At 62.4% G+C, this 17255-nt stretch carries 13 protein-coding genes and 1 tRNA gene; 10 read left to right on the top strand and 4 right to left on the bottom strand.

The annotated features are described in order from the left end of the window. The 3 genes from PG898_RS18170 (at window position 1) to yjjG (ending at window position 2429) form a co-directional block, all read left to right on the top strand. A tRNA-Met gene (locus PG898_RS18170) sits at window positions 1-77 on the top strand. Window positions 78-222: 145 nt separating this feature from the next. Then, window positions 223-1719, top strand: a complete 1497-nt coding sequence (locus PG898_RS18165; protein WP_270824296.1) for a M17 family metallopeptidase — start codon at window positions 223-225, stop codon at window positions 1717-1719. A gap of 29 nt (window positions 1720-1748) precedes the next feature. Next, a complete protein-coding gene (gene yjjG / locus PG898_RS18160; protein ID WP_043131948.1) occupies window positions 1749-2429 on the top strand; it encodes a pyrimidine 5'-nucleotidase in 681 nt (226 codons plus the stop codon). Between the two features lie 71 nt (window positions 2430-2500). On the opposite strand, the gene PG898_RS18155 is transcribed toward yjjG, so the two are convergent. The 4 genes from PG898_RS18155 to elyC all read right to left on the bottom strand — a co-directional run bounded on the left by PG898_RS18155 (window position 2501) and on the right by elyC (window position 7751). Then, entirely contained in the window at window positions 2501-3757 is a 1257-nt protein-coding gene (locus PG898_RS18155) for an amidohydrolase (RefSeq protein WP_270824295.1), read from the bottom strand. Window positions 3758-4974: 1217 nt separating this feature from the next. Continuing rightward, window positions 4975-5946, bottom strand: coding sequence for a 6-phosphofructokinase (pfkA, locus tag PG898_RS18150; RefSeq protein ID WP_005326082.1), 972 nt, complete (start codon window positions 5944-5946; stop codon window positions 4975-4977). A gap of 143 nt (window positions 5947-6089) precedes the next feature. Beyond that, a complete protein-coding gene (tpiA, locus tag PG898_RS18145) occupies window positions 6090-6845 on the bottom strand; it encodes a triose-phosphate isomerase (RefSeq protein ID WP_042650052.1) in 756 nt (251 codons plus the stop codon). Between the two features lie 135 nt (window positions 6846-6980). Then, window positions 6981-7751 (bottom strand): envelope biogenesis factor ElyC, encoded by a 771-nt coding sequence (gene elyC / locus PG898_RS18140; protein ID WP_041206946.1) that lies wholly within the window; start codon window positions 7749-7751, stop codon window positions 6981-6983. 112 nt (window positions 7752-7863) lie between these two features. On the opposite strand from elyC, the gene cmoM reads away from it, so the two are divergent. From cmoM to PG898_RS18105, 7 genes are all read left to right on the top strand, one after another. Then, window positions 7864-8640, top strand: coding sequence for a tRNA uridine 5-oxyacetic acid(34) methyltransferase CmoM (gene cmoM, locus PG898_RS18135; RefSeq protein WP_041205841.1), 777 nt, complete (start codon window positions 7864-7866; stop codon window positions 8638-8640). A gap of 115 nt (window positions 8641-8755) precedes the next feature. Then, window positions 8756-10075, top strand: a complete 1320-nt coding sequence (mukF, locus tag PG898_RS18130; protein ID WP_270824294.1) for a chromosome partition protein MukF — start codon at window positions 8756-8758, stop codon at window positions 10073-10075. Further along, window positions 10056-10793 (top strand): chromosome partition protein MukE, encoded by a 738-nt coding sequence (gene mukE, locus PG898_RS18125; RefSeq protein ID WP_270824293.1) that lies wholly within the window; start codon window positions 10056-10058, stop codon window positions 10791-10793. The genes mukF and mukE overlap by 20 nt, the downstream gene beginning before the upstream one ends. Window positions 10794-10838: 45 nt before the next feature. Then, complete coding sequence (gene mukB, locus PG898_RS18120) at window positions 10839-15266, top strand: chromosome partition protein MukB (RefSeq protein ID WP_270824292.1); 4428 nt, start codon at window positions 10839-10841, stop codon at window positions 15264-15266. Between the two features lie 168 nt (window positions 15267-15434). Further along, on the top strand, window positions 15435-15824 hold the full coding sequence (locus PG898_RS18115) for a septal ring lytic transglycosylase RlpA family protein (RefSeq protein ID WP_270824339.1): 390 nt from the start codon (window positions 15435-15437) through the stop codon (window positions 15822-15824). 194 nt (window positions 15825-16018) lie between these two features. Next, on the top strand, window positions 16019-16519 hold the full coding sequence (locus PG898_RS18110; RefSeq protein WP_270824291.1) for a cupin domain-containing protein: 501 nt from the start codon (window positions 16019-16021) through the stop codon (window positions 16517-16519). A gap of 7 nt (window positions 16520-16526) precedes the next feature. Continuing rightward, window positions 16527-16994 (top strand): GNAT family N-acetyltransferase, encoded by a 468-nt coding sequence (locus tag PG898_RS18105; protein ID WP_270824290.1) that lies wholly within the window; start codon window positions 16527-16529, stop codon window positions 16992-16994. Window positions 16995-17255 lie beyond the last annotated feature (261 nt).

Here is a 17255-nt window from a genome sequence, read left to right as displayed (position 1 = left end):
CGCGGGGTGGAGCAGCTCGGTAGCTCGTCGGGCTCATAACCCGAAGGTCGTCGGTTCAAATCCGGCCCCCGCAACCAACTTGTCATCTATTCCTCTTTTTATATCCATCTCGACTCCCTCGTGTATCACCCTGATCCAGCACATTAATTTATGTGGTGGCGATCCTTTGTCCCATTTGTTCGGTATCATTCTGGCTTCTGTTCATGGATGAGGCCTCTCCCTGTGATGCACGCTTTCAACTACCTTCCTCCCAAGATAACCATGCAGACCACCACCCTGAATGAGGTGATGGCGAGCAACATTCCCGTCAAACTGCTGCTGGTAGCCGAGACCGGGCGCGATGCCCTGCTGGCGCAGCCGGCCTTCGCCGGGGTGGCGTCCCAGATAGCCCTGGGTCTGCCGGCCCCTTACCGGCTGGCGGATGGTCAGGGTCTGCAACTGGTGCTCTTCGTGGACTCGGCGCCCGTTGTGGATCACCGGCTCTACAAGCAGATCCGCACCTGGACAGCCCCCCTCGCGGGCCTCAAGGTGGCGCAGCTGGCGCTGCACCTGGAGGGCTTCGATGAGGCGCCCCGGGCGCTGCTGGCCGAGCTGGTGCTCGCCACCCTGCTGGCGGCCGATGTGCCGCTGCCCACCCAGAAGCGCGCTGACGAGGCGCCCATCGGCTATCAGAGTCTGACCCTGTCTCCCCCCTGCGTCCTTGATCTGGCCCGCATCGAGGCCGAGGCGCAGGGCAACGGGCTGGCCCGTCACCTGGCCGTCCTGCCTGCCTCAGAACTCAATGCCGGCAGTTACCGTGCCTTCGCGCGGCAGCTGGCGCAACAGGAGGGTTGGCTGTGGCAGGAGTTCGACGAGGCGGCCCTCGCCAAACTCGGTGCCGGCGCCTTCCTGGCGGTGGCCAGGGGCTCGGAGGACAACCAGGCTGCCATCGTCAGGCTCAGCTATTGCCCGGCCAATCCGGTGCGTCGCATCGCATTGGTGGGCAAGGGGATCTGCCACGACTCCGGGGGCTATAACCTGAAAGTGAGTGGCAGCATGTATGGCATGCACCTGGACATGGGGGGCAGCGCGGTGGCGCTCGGGACCCTGCATGCCATCAGCCGGGCCAAGTTGCCCGTTGAGGTACACTGCTGGCTCGCCATCGCCGAGAACCACATAGGCCCCAAAGCCTATCGACCGGGGGAGGTGGTGACCGCCCTCAATGGCACCACCATAGAGGTGGTGGACACGGACGCCGAGGGGCGCATGGTGCTGGCGGATGCCCTGGCGCTCGCGGCCCAAGGGGAGCCCGATCTGCTGATCGACTACGCAACCCTGACCGGTGCCTGCAAGCGGGCGCTCGGCAGCCGCTACAGCGGCGCCTTCACCAATCGCCCCGACTGGCTTCCCGAGCTGATACGCCTGGGGCAGCAGAGCGGTGAACGGATCTGGCCCTTCCCGCTGGACGAGGATTTCGATGACAACCTCGATAGCGAGTGGGCCGATCTGTTACAGTGCGCGCCGGGTACCTCGCCGGATCACATCGATGCGGCCCGCTTCCTCAGCCGCTTCGTGCCCGGGCAGACACCCTGGTTGCACCTCGACTTGAGCGGTTTTCGCAACAAGGGGGGCAACGGCGTGGTCGGCAGCGAAGTGACCGGGTTTGGTGTCAGGCTGTCGCTGACCCTGCTCGCCAGCCCGCTCGGGATGGCCGAGCCTGGCACCCAGGCAACGACATGAATCGCCAAGTACAACCAATAAGGACAAGCGTGAAACAAGCAAGCTATGACTGGGTGCTGTTCGATCTGGACGAGACCCTGCTCGATTTCCCGGTCGCCCAGGCACTGGAGCGCACCCTGCAGATCTATGGCGTGACGCCGACGCCCCCCAGGATGGCGGCCTATCACGAGCTGAACCACAGGCTGTGGCAGCAGTACAATTCGGGTGAGATCGATGCTACCCGGCTGCAGCAGACCCGTTTTTCGATGTTCGCCGAGCAGGTGAACGTGGCGCCCATGGCGATGAATGACACCTTCCTGCAGCAGATCATCGCCCTGAGCGTGCCGCTGGAGGGGGTGGAGGAGACCCTGCTGGCCCTGAAGAGCCGGGTCAGGATGGGGATCATCACCAATGGTTTCAGCCTGCCACAGCGCGGTCGTCTCGACAAGCTGGGCTGGAACGAGTGGTTTGAGCCCCTCGTTATCTCCGACGAGGTGCAGGTGACCAAGCCGGCCGCCGCCATCTTCCAGCACGCCCTGGATCTGATGGGGCAGCCGAGCCCGGCGCGGGTGCTGATGGTGGGGGACAACCCCAAGACCGACATCGCCGGTGCCGCCGCCCAGGGGCTGGCGACCTGCTGGTACAATCCCGCCCGCCAGCAGGGGCCCTGCGAGGCGACCCACGAGATCCATCACTTCGCCCACCTCTCTGACATAGTACTGGGACGCTGAGCTAGGCGCCAGACGACTTCGCAAAGACAAGAAAGGCAGCCCTCGGGCTGCCTTTTTCATCGGTGGCGTTCTCAACTGCCGAGGCGGCTGAGCAGCCAGGCCTCGAGCAGGGCGACGCCGGGAGCCAGCACGGCCTCGTCGAAGTCGAACTCCGGATGGTGGTGAGGCGCCGCCAGATTGGCCCCCAGAATGAGGTAGGCGGCCTCACCGCCGTGTTGCTGCACCCGCTCGATGAGAAAACCGGCATCCTCGCTGGCGCCGAAGCGGCGGGTGTGGATGGTCTCAAGCTTGAGCGCCTCGGCCAGCGGCACTATCTCCTCGAGCAGGGCCGGGCTGTTCTCTATGCCGATGGCTTCCCCCTGCTTGCGAATGAGGTAGCTGGCCCCCTGCATCATGGCGGCCCCTTCCACTATCTGCTGCACCTGGCCGAACATGTAGTCATTGAGAGCCGGGGTCGCGCCACGGGTCTCTCCCTGCAGTCGGGCGTGACCCGGGATCACGTTGCGACCGCTGCCCCCATTGAGCTGGCCAATGTTGATGCGGGTCATGCCGTCCCGGTGGCGGGCAATGCCGAGCATGGCGGTGGTGGCCATGCAGGCCGCCGCCAGGGCATTGCTGCCGGCGTTGGGCTCGAGCCCCGCGTGAGCGGCGCGCCCCATAAATTCCACGTCAAATTTTGTTGAACAGAGAAACTCGGTGGGGTTGATCACTAGTTCGCCGCTGTTGGCGTGAATGCCGATGTGAAGCGCCAGCAGGGCATCCACGTCATCGAGCTGACCGCCCGCCGCCAGCGCCTTGCCGCCGCGGCATCCCTCCTCGGCAGGCTGGAAGAACAGCTTGATGCGGCCGTTCAGACCATCGGCCAGGGCGCTGATCCGCTCGGCCAGCACCAGCCCGGTGGCGGTGTGGCCGTCGTGGGCGCAGGCGTGCATCCAGCCCGGGTTGGCGGAGTGCCAACCCTCCTGGCAGGGTTGGTGTGCCGGCTCCCTGCTCTCTTCCACTTCTACCGCATCGATGTCGAAGCGAAAGCCCAGGGTAGGGCCGGGGCGGCCGCTGTCCCAGACCCCCATCACCCCGGTGATCTCGTCGATGCGGGCCAGCCAGTCGGGGTGGGCCCCCTGACGCAGGGCACGCTCCTTCTGGGCTGCGACGTCTATCTCCCGTCCCATGATGAGGTTGCTGGCCAGCAGTTTGTCCCCCAGCATGACGGAAAAACCGAGTTCACAGAGGTGGTGGGCGATGAGGGCGCTGGTGCGAAATTCACACCAGGCGGCTTCAGGGAGACGGTGAAGGTCACGGCGCCAGTGGCGCAGAGCATCCTGAGTCATGGTGATTCCTGCATGGCAAATCCAGCGGACATTGTGACGGGCAGGGGGGCAAGAGTAAATCCCGCAGAGACAGATGCGGCAAGGGGAGCACTGAGGCTCCCCTTGCAAGAACGGCGATCATGACGTTCAGGTCGTTAAATGCTCACAGATAGCCAATAAGTCCGGACTGACATCCTGTTCCTGTGCAAGCCTTCAAAAAACCACCTTTGCGGGTGTTTTTGCGGCCTGGTGGCGCTATCAAGACGCAGGCCAAGCAGCTGCCTGACCGATTAACCGCCTTAGAGCTGTGCCAGCGAGGGCAGAGAGACGGCAACCAGAGTGAAAAACACGGTAAAAACGGCGGTAACAACGAACTCTTTCATTATTTTGTCTCCCTTGGCTGACTGATGATGAGACCAAGATACCACAATGACAGGGGATAACAATGAAAAATGTATTTATGTGGCAAAATTAAGTCACTAGTGTCGTAGTGCTATGTTTTTGTAATTTTGTGGGCGTTTTATCACCCATTCATGAGGTGGTGGATTTTTAGCATATGATATTTATCACTATATTGTTTATATACAGTCACTTATGGTTTTTTTTTTGCGTTTTTTGATGGGGTTTGTACGAGGCCATTTTGGTGGTTATCAACTTTTGTGGCGAGAAATGGCAGGGTGGTGCGCCTGAAAGTGTCGCCAATGATGGGTTGGCTGGCTGGTGGCGCCATTTCCCTTATCCCATCATTTTTATCTGCCCGCCATGGGGTAAACCCAGTAGTGACGGTGCTTTATCGCCATCACCTCCCGACATAATTTCAATTCACAGGGGAAAACAGGGTAAAACAGCAGACATTCGGCAGGGAAAAGCCCCGCTGCCCCGCCCGCCGAGCCGCGCTTTTGGGGTGGGTGTCATGGTGGGAGAGGTGGGCTTTCATTCACAGATGCCCAGAGATAAGTACGCAGAGACTGACACCCAGGCAGGGGGCTCCTGTCAGAGGAGTAGGGGCAGGGCGAGGGGGCAGAGTCTGCTGGAGAGGGGGAAACCTCAGTAGAGCGCGGCGACACGAAAGAGAGCGCCTGTATCGCCGTCTATCAGGCAGAAGCACAACAGGGCAAGCTGGCTCGTTACAGGTCGGGGAGGGCGGTTGCCTGTGTTTGCCGGGGCACTGATGCTGGCATAAAAAAACCCTCCGATGGAGGGTTTTTGTCACAACAACCTGTCTGAAGCGCGATGGCTTAGAACAGGGTGGTGGAGAGATCGTACAGCTCCTGATCGAACGGGCGCTTGAGGTTCTCGATGCAGTCGATGATGTCGTGGTGCACCATCTCGTTGCCCTGGATCCCGACGCAACGGCCACCCTGACCGGCCAGCAACTGCTCGACGGCAAAGGCACCCATGCGGCTGGACATGATGCGATCGCGGGCGGTCGGCGAGCCGCCACGCTGTATGTGACCCAGTATGGTGGCGCGGGTTTCGCGGCCTGTCATGGCTTCGATGTCCTTGGCCAGGGCATTGACGTCGGTGACGTGCTCACAGATGGTGATGATGGCGTGCTTCTTGCCTTTGGCTTCGCCTTCCTTGATCTGTTGCAGCAGCTTCTCTTTGTCAAAAGCGACTTCCGGCACGATCACGTACTCGGCGCCACCGGCAACGGCGGCGGACATGGCCAGATCGCCACAGTGGCGGCCCATGATCTCGACCACGGAGATGCGGTGGTGGGAGCTACAGGTGTCACGCAGACGGTCGATGGCGTCGACGACCACGTTCAGCGCGGTGTCAAAGCCGATGGTGAAGTCGGTACCGGCGATGTCGTTGTCGATGGTGCCCGGCAGACCGATACAGGGGAAACCCTCTTCGGTCAGCTTCTTGGCACCCATGTAGGAGCCGTCACCACCGATCACCACCAGGGCATCGATGCCGTGTTTTTTAAGGTTCTCGATCGCCTCGGCACGCACTTTCGGGTCTTTGAAGGCGGGGAAACGGGCGGAGCCTAGGAAGGTGCCGCCGCGGTTGACCACGTCGGAGACGCTGTGGCGCTCGAGCTTGACGATCCTGTCCTGATGCAGACCAAGGTAGCCATCATAGATGCCGTAGACTTCCAGGCCATGATGCAGACCGGCGCGTACCACGGCGCGAATGGCTGCGTTCATACCCGGTGCGTCACCACCACTGGTCAAAACACCAATACGTTTGATTTGTTTGGTCATGAGTGCCTCTGGATCTGAGTTGTCGAATATCAATATCTGAATAATACGGCCAGCCGTTTTTACTATATCGGCTTTCCTATGGAAGAAGGGGACCCATAGGAAAGCGATATCAAGAGAGGGGCCAGGCCCCTCTCTTGTGTCACTTACTGGGCGGCGCCAGCGATGATCTGGGAGAAGTCGTCCACTTTCAGGGACGCACCACCCACCAGGCCACCGTCGATGTCCGGCTGACCGAACAGGTCGGCAGCGGTCGCGCCAGTGACGGAACCACCGTACAGGATCTGTACCTTGGCAGCCACGGCGCCGTCGAAACCGGCCAGGTACTGACGGATGTGAGCATGCACGGACTGAGCGATTTCCGGGGTAGCGGTCTTGCCGGTGCCGATGGCCCATACCGGCTCGTAAGCCACGACGGCGTTGGCGAAGGAGGCGATGCCGCAACGGTCGATGACGGCTTTGAGCTGGGTCTCAACCACGTTCTTGGTCACACCGGCTTCGAACTGCTCCAGGGTCTCACCGATGCACAGAACCGGTACCAGGCCAGCTTTCTGGATGGCTTCGTACTTGGCAGCCACCACGTCGTCGGTCTCTGCGTGCAGGGTGCGACGCTCGCTGTGGCCGACCAGGGAGTAGGTGCAACCGAAGGCTTTGAGCATGGAGGGGGCGTTCTCGCCGGTGAAGGCGCCGGACTCGTGAACGTCGGCGTTCTGGGCACCGTAAGCAATCTTGCTGCCAGCGGTCAGCTGTTCAACCAGACCCAAAAAGATAACCGGCGGGCAGACGGCGACTTGCACGGAAGGATGAGCGGCAGCAGCCGGGGTCAGTCCTTTGATCAGAGCTTCGACAGAAGCTTTGGTGCCGTTCAGTTTCCAGTTACCCATTACCAGGTGCTGTCTCATCTTCTCAATCTCCTAGGCATTTGATTGCGCAACATTATATGAATTGAACCGAGCCCAAGATAGCTGACCCGGCGGCAAATGACGTAATTTTTTTTCGCTTTCCTGATCCAAATCAGGAATGCAAGAACCGATCGCTCATTCGTTAACCTGCCCCCGCAAACGGGCCCACCATACCCCAATCCATTCGTGAATGGCAGCCTCGGAATACATCAGGTAACGCCCCTTGGGCAGGTAGCTGTAGAGGGGTTGCGGCTCCTGACTCTGCTTGGCGGTATAGTCGGTGGGGGCCGGCACCGCATCGAGTCCCTGACCGCGATAGAGCGCCATGGCCCGGGGCAGGTGGGTGGCCGAGCTCACCAGCGCCACCCGCTTGCCCTTGAGGTGGGCGCTGATGCTGACCGCCTCGTCGTGGGTGTCTTTGTTGTTTTCAAACAACGTCATTCGGGAACGGGGGATGCCGAGGCCCGCCGCCATGCGGGCATTGACCTCGGCGTTGGAGAGGGGATCCCCCGACACATAGCCCGAGAAGACCAGCTCCGCTTGCGGGTAGGCCTGGGCCAGGCGCACCCCTTCCAGGGTGCGGGTCAGGGAGATGTTGTTCTGCCAGGCGCGTTCAGGCACTGCCGGATCGCTGACATGGCCGTTGCCGAGCACCACAATGGCGTCGATCTGGGGATGCAGGCTCACCTCGAAGGGCGGATAGGTCTGCTCCAGGCTTCGCGCCAGTTCATAGCTGACGGGCCTCATCCCCATCAGGGTAATGAGGAGCAACGAGAAGGTGGCCAGCAGTTTGCCGGTTTTCTGAAAGCGGGTGAACCAGAGTAGCGCGAGCGCCAGCAACAATAAGGAGAGGGAGAAGGGCAGCGGCATCAGCAGCTGGCCCAGCCACTTCTTGGCAGTAAACAGGTTGAGCTCAAACACAGCAGCGTCGTCCTTGAGTTTTCAGCAAATTCCGGATGTGACAGAATACCCCTCTTTTTGGTCTGGCCCAATCCTGCGGCCGAAGATGAGCATTGTCTTGAAGCAAGATCAGAGTTTTGACGGGCGCGCCGACAAGTTCGCCCGCAACATTTACGACTCCACCAAGGGGCGCATCCGCACCGCCGTGGTGTGGAGCGACATCGAAGCCTGCCTGGCGCGCCTGGGCAACCGACCCCTGCGGATCCTGGATGCCGGCGGCGGCTTTGGCTATTTCGCCCAGAAGCTGGCGGCCATGGGCCACCAGGTGGAGCTGTGTGATCTGTCGGCAGAAATGCTGGATCTGGCCCGGGAGCAGATCGCCGAAAAGGGACTGGAAGACAGAATTCGTCTCATCCATTGCCCCATTCAGGATCTCAAGCAGCATGTGATCGGCACCTTCGATCTGGTGCTCTGTCACGCGGTGCTGGAGTGGCTCGTCGAGCCCCGTCAGACCCTGCTCGGTCTGTTCCCTTTCGTCAAGGCAGGGGGCATACTGTCGCTGCTTTTTTACAACCGTCACGGCCTCTTGTTCCAGAGCCTGGTAGTGGGCAATTTTGACTATGTGCGCCAGGGGCTGAACAAGAAGCGCCAGACCGCGCTTACGCCCACCAACCCCCAGTTGCCGGAACAGGTCTACGACTGGATAGGACGGGGGGGCCTCAAGATCATCGGCAAGACGGGGGTGCGGGTCATTCACGACTACATGCGCCACAAGCAGGATCAGGTCGAAAAGTTCGAGGATCTGCTGGTCATGGAGCAGCACTATTGCCGTCAGGAACCCTTTGTGTCCCTTGGGCGCTACATCCATGTGATGGCCCAGAAACCAGCCGGTTGAGACGAACCGGCGTGAATGTGATGCGGGATCGAGCCGTCGGGGTGCCACCGACCCCGGCCTATATCACCACGGCGGGCGAGTGACCCGTCGGTTATAACAACGAGATGATAACGTCATGATGAGTACATCCCGTACCCTGCCAGAGACGGTGGGATGGGTCAGACAGGAGGGGTTGTCCCTGAACCTCCCCACCGACAGGCTGGCCTTTCTGATCGCGATCAAGACACTCTCCGAGGATGAATCGGATCTGTCGGAAGCCGCGCTGCACGACGCCTTCGGTTATGTGAGCAACGCCTTCGGCCAGATGGACGAGACCCTCTCCGGTCGCGCCAACAACGCCATCAACGATCTCATTCGCCAGCAGTTGCTGTCGCGCTTCACCACCGACATGGTGGCGGGCGAAAGCCTCTATCGCCTGTCGCGCCTTGGCATGAGCATCGTCGACTTCTTCCTGGAGAGCCGCCAGGTGGACTCCATCAAGCTCTCCATTTTGCTCGAACACCTGGCGGCCGAGCTCGATACCGCCCGCAAGGCGGCGCTTGAGACCAACACCCGGGAGCAGTGGGACGCCGAGGTGTTGCCGCGCCTCTCCTTCTCCCTGGAGGAGACCCTGGGGCGCATCGATCTCACCCAGCGCGCCATGGACGAGCAGCAGAACCAGGTCAAGAACGAGATAGCGGCCCTGCTCACCCAGAACTGGATCGACGCCATCCACAGCTGCGAAAAGCTGCTGCGCGAGACCGGCCAGACCCTGCGCGAGCTGCAAGATACCCTGGACGCCGCCGGCCACCGCCTGCAGGCGGGGCTGCTCAACATCCAGGAAGCGGCGCAAGGGCGGGACGATTTGTTCCACGTCGAGGAGCTGACCCATGCCCTGCAGGGGCGGCTCGACGTCATCACCTCCTGGGGCCAGCAGTGCATCGAGCTCTGGTCCCGCTATGACAGGCACGTCCACAAGTTCATCCGCAACGCCATCGACATGGACAAGAATCGCGCCTTCAGCCAGCGGCTGCGCGAATCCATCCGCAACTTCGAGCAGCACAACTTCTTGCTGAGGGTGGCCGAAGAGCCGCGCCTCTTGGAGCTGCGGGATGAAACCATCGCCATTCACGACGAGGAGGTGACCGGCGAGGTGCCCCTCGAGATGGAGTTCATGGAGATGGTGGACATCAATCAGGCGCTGGCGGAGCGCATCGAGCGCTATCTGGCTCGCTATCCCGAGCAGGGGCAGCAGCTGGACTTGGCCGACGTGTTGCGGGAATACCTGCTCGACTTCCCGGCCCACGCCCACTTCGACGTGGCGCGCCTCTTGATAGACCAGGCCGTGCGCCTCGGCCATGCCAGCGGTGAGCGCGAGCTGCACCGCCAACCCGCATGGAAACCCATTAACCAAGCTGGATCCAAGGTTCAGGCCTATGTCATTGATCAATTCTGAGTTCCCCTTGCCCCTGCGGCTCGCAGAGGCCATCGCCAACCCCTTGTTTCCGCGCATCGACACCGCCTTGCGCTCGGGGCGCCACATCAGTGCCGACGAGTTCGAACAGCATTCGGCCCTGGTGGAGTATCACGGCGAGCTTGAGATCTTCTACGGCCGCTATCAGGTCGAACTCATCAAGGCGCCGGAAGGCTTCTTCTACCTGCGCCCGCGCCCGAGCGCCGACATCGGCACTACCGTGCTCTCCGAGCTCGACATGCTGGTGGGCAAGGTGCTCTGTTACCTCTATTTGAGCCCGGACCGGCTCGCCTCGGAAGGGGTGTTCGCCATGGGCGAGCTGCAAGAAGAGGTGCTGGGTCTGGCCGACGAGAAGCAGCTGCTGCGCATGGTCAACAGCCGCTCCGGCGGCACCGATCTGGACAAGAAGAAGCTCTTGGAGAAGATCCGCACCTCCATGCGCCGGCTCAAGCGGCTCGGCATGATCACCGCCCTTGGCAACAGCGACAAGTTCAGGGTCAACGAATCCGTGTTCCGCTTCGCCGCCGACGTGCGCTCCGACGAGGATCCCCGCGCGGTGCAACTGCGGATGATCCAGGAAGGGGAGGCCATCTTCCACGACGACGAAATGCCGAGCAGTGACTCGCTGTTTGACGACATCGAGGGAGATCTGGATGAAGAGCAACTGGAGCTGGAGGTGGAAGATGATCTGCAACGTTAATGTTCTGGCACCGATGGCGTCTGCCGGTTTGATGGAGAGTGCGGCGTGAGAGGCAAATTCAAATCCCTGACCATGGTCAACTGGAACGGCTTCTTCGCCCGCACCTTCGATCTCGACCAGCTGGTCACCACGCTCTCCGGCGGCAACGGCGCGGGCAAGTCCACCACCATGGCGGCCTTTATCACGGCCCTCATTCCCGACCAGTCTCTGCTCCATTTTCGCAACACCACGGAGGCGGGCTCCAGCAGCGCGTCCCGTGACAAGGGGCTCTACGGCAAGCTGCAGCGCGGCCACTGCTATTCCCTGCTGGAGGTGATGAACAGCCGCGAGCAGCGGATCTGGGTCGGCGTCCACCTGGAGCAGGTGGCGAACCGGGACAACAAGGTCAACATCACCCCCTTCGCCCTGGTGGACGTGCCGGAGCAGTTGCAACCCACGGATCTGCTGCTGGAAAAACTCGAGGGCGGCAAGGGGCGGGTGCGCGCCTTTACCGATCTGAAGGGGGCCGCCGCCGAGCTCGGCGCGATGAAAGTCGCCAAGTTCAATACGGTGACCGACTATCACAACTTCATGTTCGAGTTCGGCATCACGCCCAAGAAGCTGCGTGATCAGAAGGATCGCGGCAAGTTCTATCGGCTGATCGAAGCCTCCCTCTACGGCGGTATCTCCTCGTCCATCAGCCGATCGCTTCGTGAATACCTGCTGCCGGAGAACTCCGGCGTGCGCAAGGCGTTCCAGGACATGGAGGCGGCCATCTACGAGAACCGCCGCACCCTGGAGGCCATCAAGGAGACCCAAGGCCAGCGGGATCTGTTCAAGAACCTGATCACCGAGACCACCCACTACGTGGCGGCCGAGTATGTGCGGGGCGCCGCCGAGAAGAATCGCCTCTCCGAGCTGGCCCTCAAGGCCCGTGCCGAGCTGGCGGGCAAGCGTCGCCTGCTGGCGGAAGAGAAGCAGCGCGCCATCTATCTGGCGGACGAGGTGGATCAGCTCACCAACCGCGAGAAACTGCTGACCGACGAGCTGGAGTCCGCCGCCGAGCACCTGGCCAAGGTGATGGCGGCCGTGGCCCTGCAAAAGAAGATCGCCCTCTACCGCGCCGATCTGGCGGAGCTCAACGACAAGCTCGAGCAGCAGCAGGCGATCGTGGAGGAGATCCACGGCCAGTTGCTGGAGGTGGAAGAGCGCAAGGAGCTGGCCCAGGCCGAGGTGGACAGCCTCAAGACCCAGCTCGCCGACTACCAGCAGGCGCTGGACATTCAGCAGACCCGCGCCATCCAGTACCGCCAGGCGGTGCAGGCCCTCGATGCTGCCCGCGAGCAGTGCGAGCTGCCGGGGCTGACCCCCGAGCAGGCGAGCGACACCCTGCACCAGTTCCGCGCCGCCGAGCAGAGCTTGACCGGCCGGGTGCTGGGGGCCGAGCAGCAGCTCGCCCTGGCAAAAGCCGCGGTGGCCGAGCACCAGGCCGCGCTGACGCTGCTTTTGAGCATCGCCCCCGAGACCGCCCGCGAGGCCGCCTGGCCCACGGCGCAGGCGCTGCTCAAGCGTCATATCGAGGACAAGGCCCGCGTCAGTCAGGGGCAGGGGCTGCGCGCCGCCCTGGCTCGCCTCGAGAAAGAGAGCGACAGCCAGAAGAATCTCTTCCGCTTGCGCGACGAGTTGCAGCAGGCCTCCGGTCAGCTGATCCAGAGTAGTGACGAGCTGGAGATCTTCCTCGAAGCCCAGCGCACCCGTCAGGAGGAGCTCGCCGATCAGCAGGCGGAGGTGAACCAGCGCCGCGCCAGCCTCGAGCATCAGGGCGCCCAGCTGGGGCGCGACATCAAGGATCTCACCGCACTGGCACCGCGCTGGCTGAAATCCTTTGAAAAACTCGAGCAACTGCGCGAGCAGAGTGGCTTGGCCTTGGCCACCGCCGAAGAGCTCTCTTCCGGCATGCAGAGCGTGCTCGACAAGGAGCGCGAATTCGAGCAGGAGAGCAACCGCATCGCGGCCCAGAAGCAGGCGCTGGAGCTGCAAATTCGCAACCTGCAGCTGGGGGCCGGGGAGGCGGATCCGCGTCTCGCCCGCGTTGCCGAGCAGGTGGGGGGGGTGCTGCTCTCCGATGTCTACGACGACATCTCCATCGACGATGCCCCTTACTACTCCGCGCTCTACGGCCCGGCTCGCAGCGCCCTGGTGGTGCTCGACCTTGAGGGCGCCATCGAGCGGCTGAAAAAGCTGGAGGATTGCCCGGAGGATATCTACCTCATCCAGGGCAACCCCGACTCCTTTGACGAGGATCTGGTAGAAGCCGACGAGCTGGGGGACGCCGTGCTGGTGCGCACCAGCAAGCGTCAGGTGCGCTTCTCCCGCTACCCCGAGCTGCCGCTGTTTGGCCGCGCCGCCCGGGAGAAACGCATCGAGCAGCTCGACCTTGAGCGGGAAAACCTCATCGAGGGTTACGCCAAGGCCGCCTTCGAGCAGCAGAAGTATCACCGCCTCTACGGACATTTTCGCGACTTTATCGGCCAGCATCTGGACATCGCGTTCAGACCCGACCCCGAAGCCGAAGTGCAGGCCAAGCAGGCCGAGTTGCGCACCCTGCAAGGTTCCATCGGCGAGTGCGACAAGCAGCTGGCCGAGGCCAAGGCGGCAGCCGCCCAGCTGACTCGCCATATCCAGCTGGTACAGGGGATGCTGCCCTTTGCCCACCTGTTTGCCGAGACAGACCTGGCGGCTCGTCTCGAGGCGGCTCACGCCGATGTCGAAGCCCTTAAAACAGCCGAAGCCTTTGTGGCCAGGCACGGCAAGGCGCTGGAAAAACTGGAAACCATGGTGCAGGTGCTGCGCCAGGATCCCCAGGATCTCGCCGCCCTGCAGGCCGCCTATGATGAGGCGAGCGAGCTGCTGGCCGAGCAGAAGCGCCGTTGCTACGCCCTCGATCAGCTGGTGGCCCGGCTGCCGCACTTTGCCTATCAGGATGCGCAAGACCTGCTCGGCAAGGCCTCCGAGATGAGCGAGCGACTCAAAGAGAAGCTCAAGGCGGCCGAGCTGGCGGCCCGCACCGCCGGTGAGCAGCACAAGCAGATTGCCCAGCGCCACACCGAGGCGCTGCAGCTGCGCACCGCGCTCGATTCCAGCGCCTCGGCCAAGGGCCAGACCCTGGCGGAGTTCGAGCAGGAGCTGGCGGCCATGGGGCTCACCCTGTCTGACGACATGGAGGAGAAGTCCCGCGCCCACAAGAAGGAGATCGAAGAGCTGCTGATCCGCACCCGCTCCCGTCGCACCAGCGCCGAGGCCCAGTTGCAGGTGTGCAAGCGCGAGATCGACTCCTTGGGGGGTCGTCTCAAGCTCGAAGGCAAGGACTACTTCGGCGCCCGCAAATCCCTGGTGGGCCACAAGGCGAGCTGGTCGCGGGTGGTGCGCCTGGCGCGCGACACCGACGTCGAGAAGCGTCTGAACAAGCGCGAGCTGGCTTACTTAGACAGCGACGAGCTGAGATCCATGTCGGACAAGGCCCTCGGCGCCCTGCGGGTCGCGGTGGCCCACGACGAGGCCCTGCGCGACGCGCTGCGCCTGTCGGAAGGCAACCGCAACACCGAGCAGAAGGTCGCCTTCTACGTGCAGGTCTACCGTTACCTGAAAGATCGCATCCGCAACGACATCATCCGCTCCGATGATCCGGTGGAGGCCATCGAGGAGATGGAGATCGAGCTGGCGCGGCTCGCCGACGAGCTCAAGCAGCGGGAGAACCATCTGTCCCTCTCCTCCCACGAGGTGGCGGCCAAGATCACCAACATCATCCGCCGCGAGCAGAACCGCATCCGGGTGCTGAACCAGGGGCTGCAGAACATCGCCTTCGGCCTGGTGCGCGGGGTGCGCCTCAACGTCAACATCCGCGAGGCCCACACCCGCCTGCTGACCGCGCTCGCCGATCAGAGTGCCATGCACAACGATCTGTTCGCCGACAAGGAGCTCAGCTTCTCAGAGGCGATGGCCAAGCTGTTCCAGCGCCTGAACCCGCAGATAGAGCAGGGGGAGCGCAACTATCAGGTGATGGGGGATGTGCTGCTGGACTATCGCAACTACCTGGAGCTCGAAATCGAGGTGCAGCGTGGTGCCGATGGCTGGCTGCGGGCCGAGAGCGGGGCGCTCTCCACCGGCGAGGCGATCGGGACCGGTCAGGCCATCCTCTTGATGGTGCTGATCAGCTGGGAGGAGGAGTCCCGCCGTCTGCGCGGCAAGGACATCGCCCCCTGCCGCCTGCTGTTCCTGGACGAGGCGGCGCGTCTGGATGGCAAGTCCATCGCCACCCTGTTCGAGCTGTGCGAGCGGCAGGACATGCAGCTGCTTATCGCGGCGCCGGAGAACATCAGCCCGGAGAAGGGCACCACCTACAAGCTCATCCGCAAGGTGCAGGGCAAGCACGAACACGTGCACGTGGTGGGGCTGCGGGGCTTCGGTTTCGCCGATGACAAGCTGATCGCCTGACCTCTTCCCCTGACAGGGGCTGACGGGTGAACACACAAACGGGAGGCTTGGGCCTCCCGTTTTCCATGGGAAATGTGAGAGAGTAGGCCCCTGCTCGCGGGCGCCCGCCTGGCCATGAAAGCCGGTCGGGGCCAACGCGGCATCTCATAACGGGTCGAGGAAGAGATGATGAGGATCATGGTGCAAAAAGGGCTGCTGGCCTCCCTGTGCCTGCTGCTGGCGGCCTGCAGCAGCCAGCCTGATGCGGGCACTGGTGGCAATGGGCGAGGTTATACCCAGACGGGGCTTGCCTCCTACTATGCCGATCGCTATCACAACAAGAAGACGGCGAGCGGCGAGCGATACAACAGTGGCGCGAACACCGCCGCCCACATGACGCTGCCCTTCGGCGCCATGGTGAGGGTGACCAACCTCGCCAACGGCAAGAGCGTGGTGGTGCGGGTCAACGACAGGGGCAACTTCCCGAGGGGGAGAGTGATCGATCTCTCAAGATCTGCGTTCAGCACCATAGGTAACACCCGCTCCGGCCTCATCAAGGTCAAGGTCGAGGTATTGTAGGGGGGCTGCAGCGGGGCGCCATAAGCACCGCCCATCGCACCGCTGGCAACGGCAAGACCCCGCTCTTCGCATCTCAGAGTTGACATCAGCCTCTCCCCAGCCGTATCTGTCTTGTTGCGTGACTGCCACTCAGGCAGACACCTGGCTGGTCTCTTGCTGCCCCTTGCCAGGGCGCCCATACGGAGGTTGTTGAGATGACGCACCGCACGCCCATTCAGGCCACACAGATCCCGGAGAGTACGGCAAAGTCCCTCTATCCGGAGCCTTTTGCCTCTCTGGTCAAACACCGTACCAGGCGCAAACTGGGGGAGCACTTCGGTCTTGCGAATTTCGGGGTGAACCTGACGACCCTGGCGCCGGGGGCCATCTCGGCGCTCAAGCATCACCACAGCAAGCAGGATGAGTTTGTCTATGTGATCTCGGGGACGCCTACGCTGCGCTATGGAGAGGATGAGTACCCGATGTCGCCGGGGGAGTGCATTGGCTTCAAGGGCGGCAACGGCCTGGCCCACCAGTTGCTCAACTACGGTGAGGTGGACGCCGTCTATCTCGAAGTGGGCGACCGGCTGGCGGGGGACACAGTCCAATATCCTGACGACGATCTGGCCCTGGTGCAGGGCGCCGATGGCGCCTGGATCGCCAGACACAAGGACGGGACCCCCTATCAGGAGCCCCTCACTGTTGGGAAAGCATGATAAGCCTATGAAATTCATACCCTTACACGAGGTACGCGCAGAGGATCTTCTGCCCCTGCTCAACGACGAGACGCTGCGAAAGCACCTGATTGACCACCCTCCCTTTGATGCCGCCAGAGTGCGCGCCTGGATGGATGAGAAGCGGCGAATAGACGCGCTGCCCGGCTGCCGCGTGCGTGCCGTCCTCATCGATGGTGTCCTGGTGGGGTGGTGCGGGCTCCAGCCCGATGAGGAGGGGGTCGAGATTGCCATCGTGATCGCCAGGGCGGGTTGGGGAAGGGGCATGGCCATCTTCCATGAGATGATGGGCTGGGCGCGCAGCATGGGCCATCAAGAGGTCATCTTTCATCTGCTGGACACGCGTCCCCCATACAAAGCCCTCGCCAGGCGCGCCACCAGGGTGAAGAAGACGATCCTGTCGGGGTGCCTCTTCACCAGCTATTACTTCTGCGTCGAGACCTGGTGCAGACCGTGACGGCTAACCGCTGCCACCCTTGAGGCTGGCTGACCCTGGCGGCGAGTCGTGCAGTTGCACGCTTGCAGGGATCATCTCTCTGCCGCCGCCACCTGTTGCTCGCACTGTCAGTGCCCACACGTCGAGAGCCTGCTCACCCGGACTCAGTGCTCAGCTTGTCTGAGACTCCCGCGCAATGTGGCTTCGCTATGATTGACATGGCGACGTGACAGGCATGCAAACCCTGGCCGTCACTGGCGGACCGATGGTCGGTCGCTGCGG

It is taken from the genome of Aeromonas sp. QDB31 (assembly GCF_027707605.1).
GTDB lineage: Bacteria > Pseudomonadota > Gammaproteobacteria > Enterobacterales > Aeromonadaceae > Aeromonas > Aeromonas media.
This window is presented reverse-complemented; position numbering and strand designations above follow the sequence as displayed.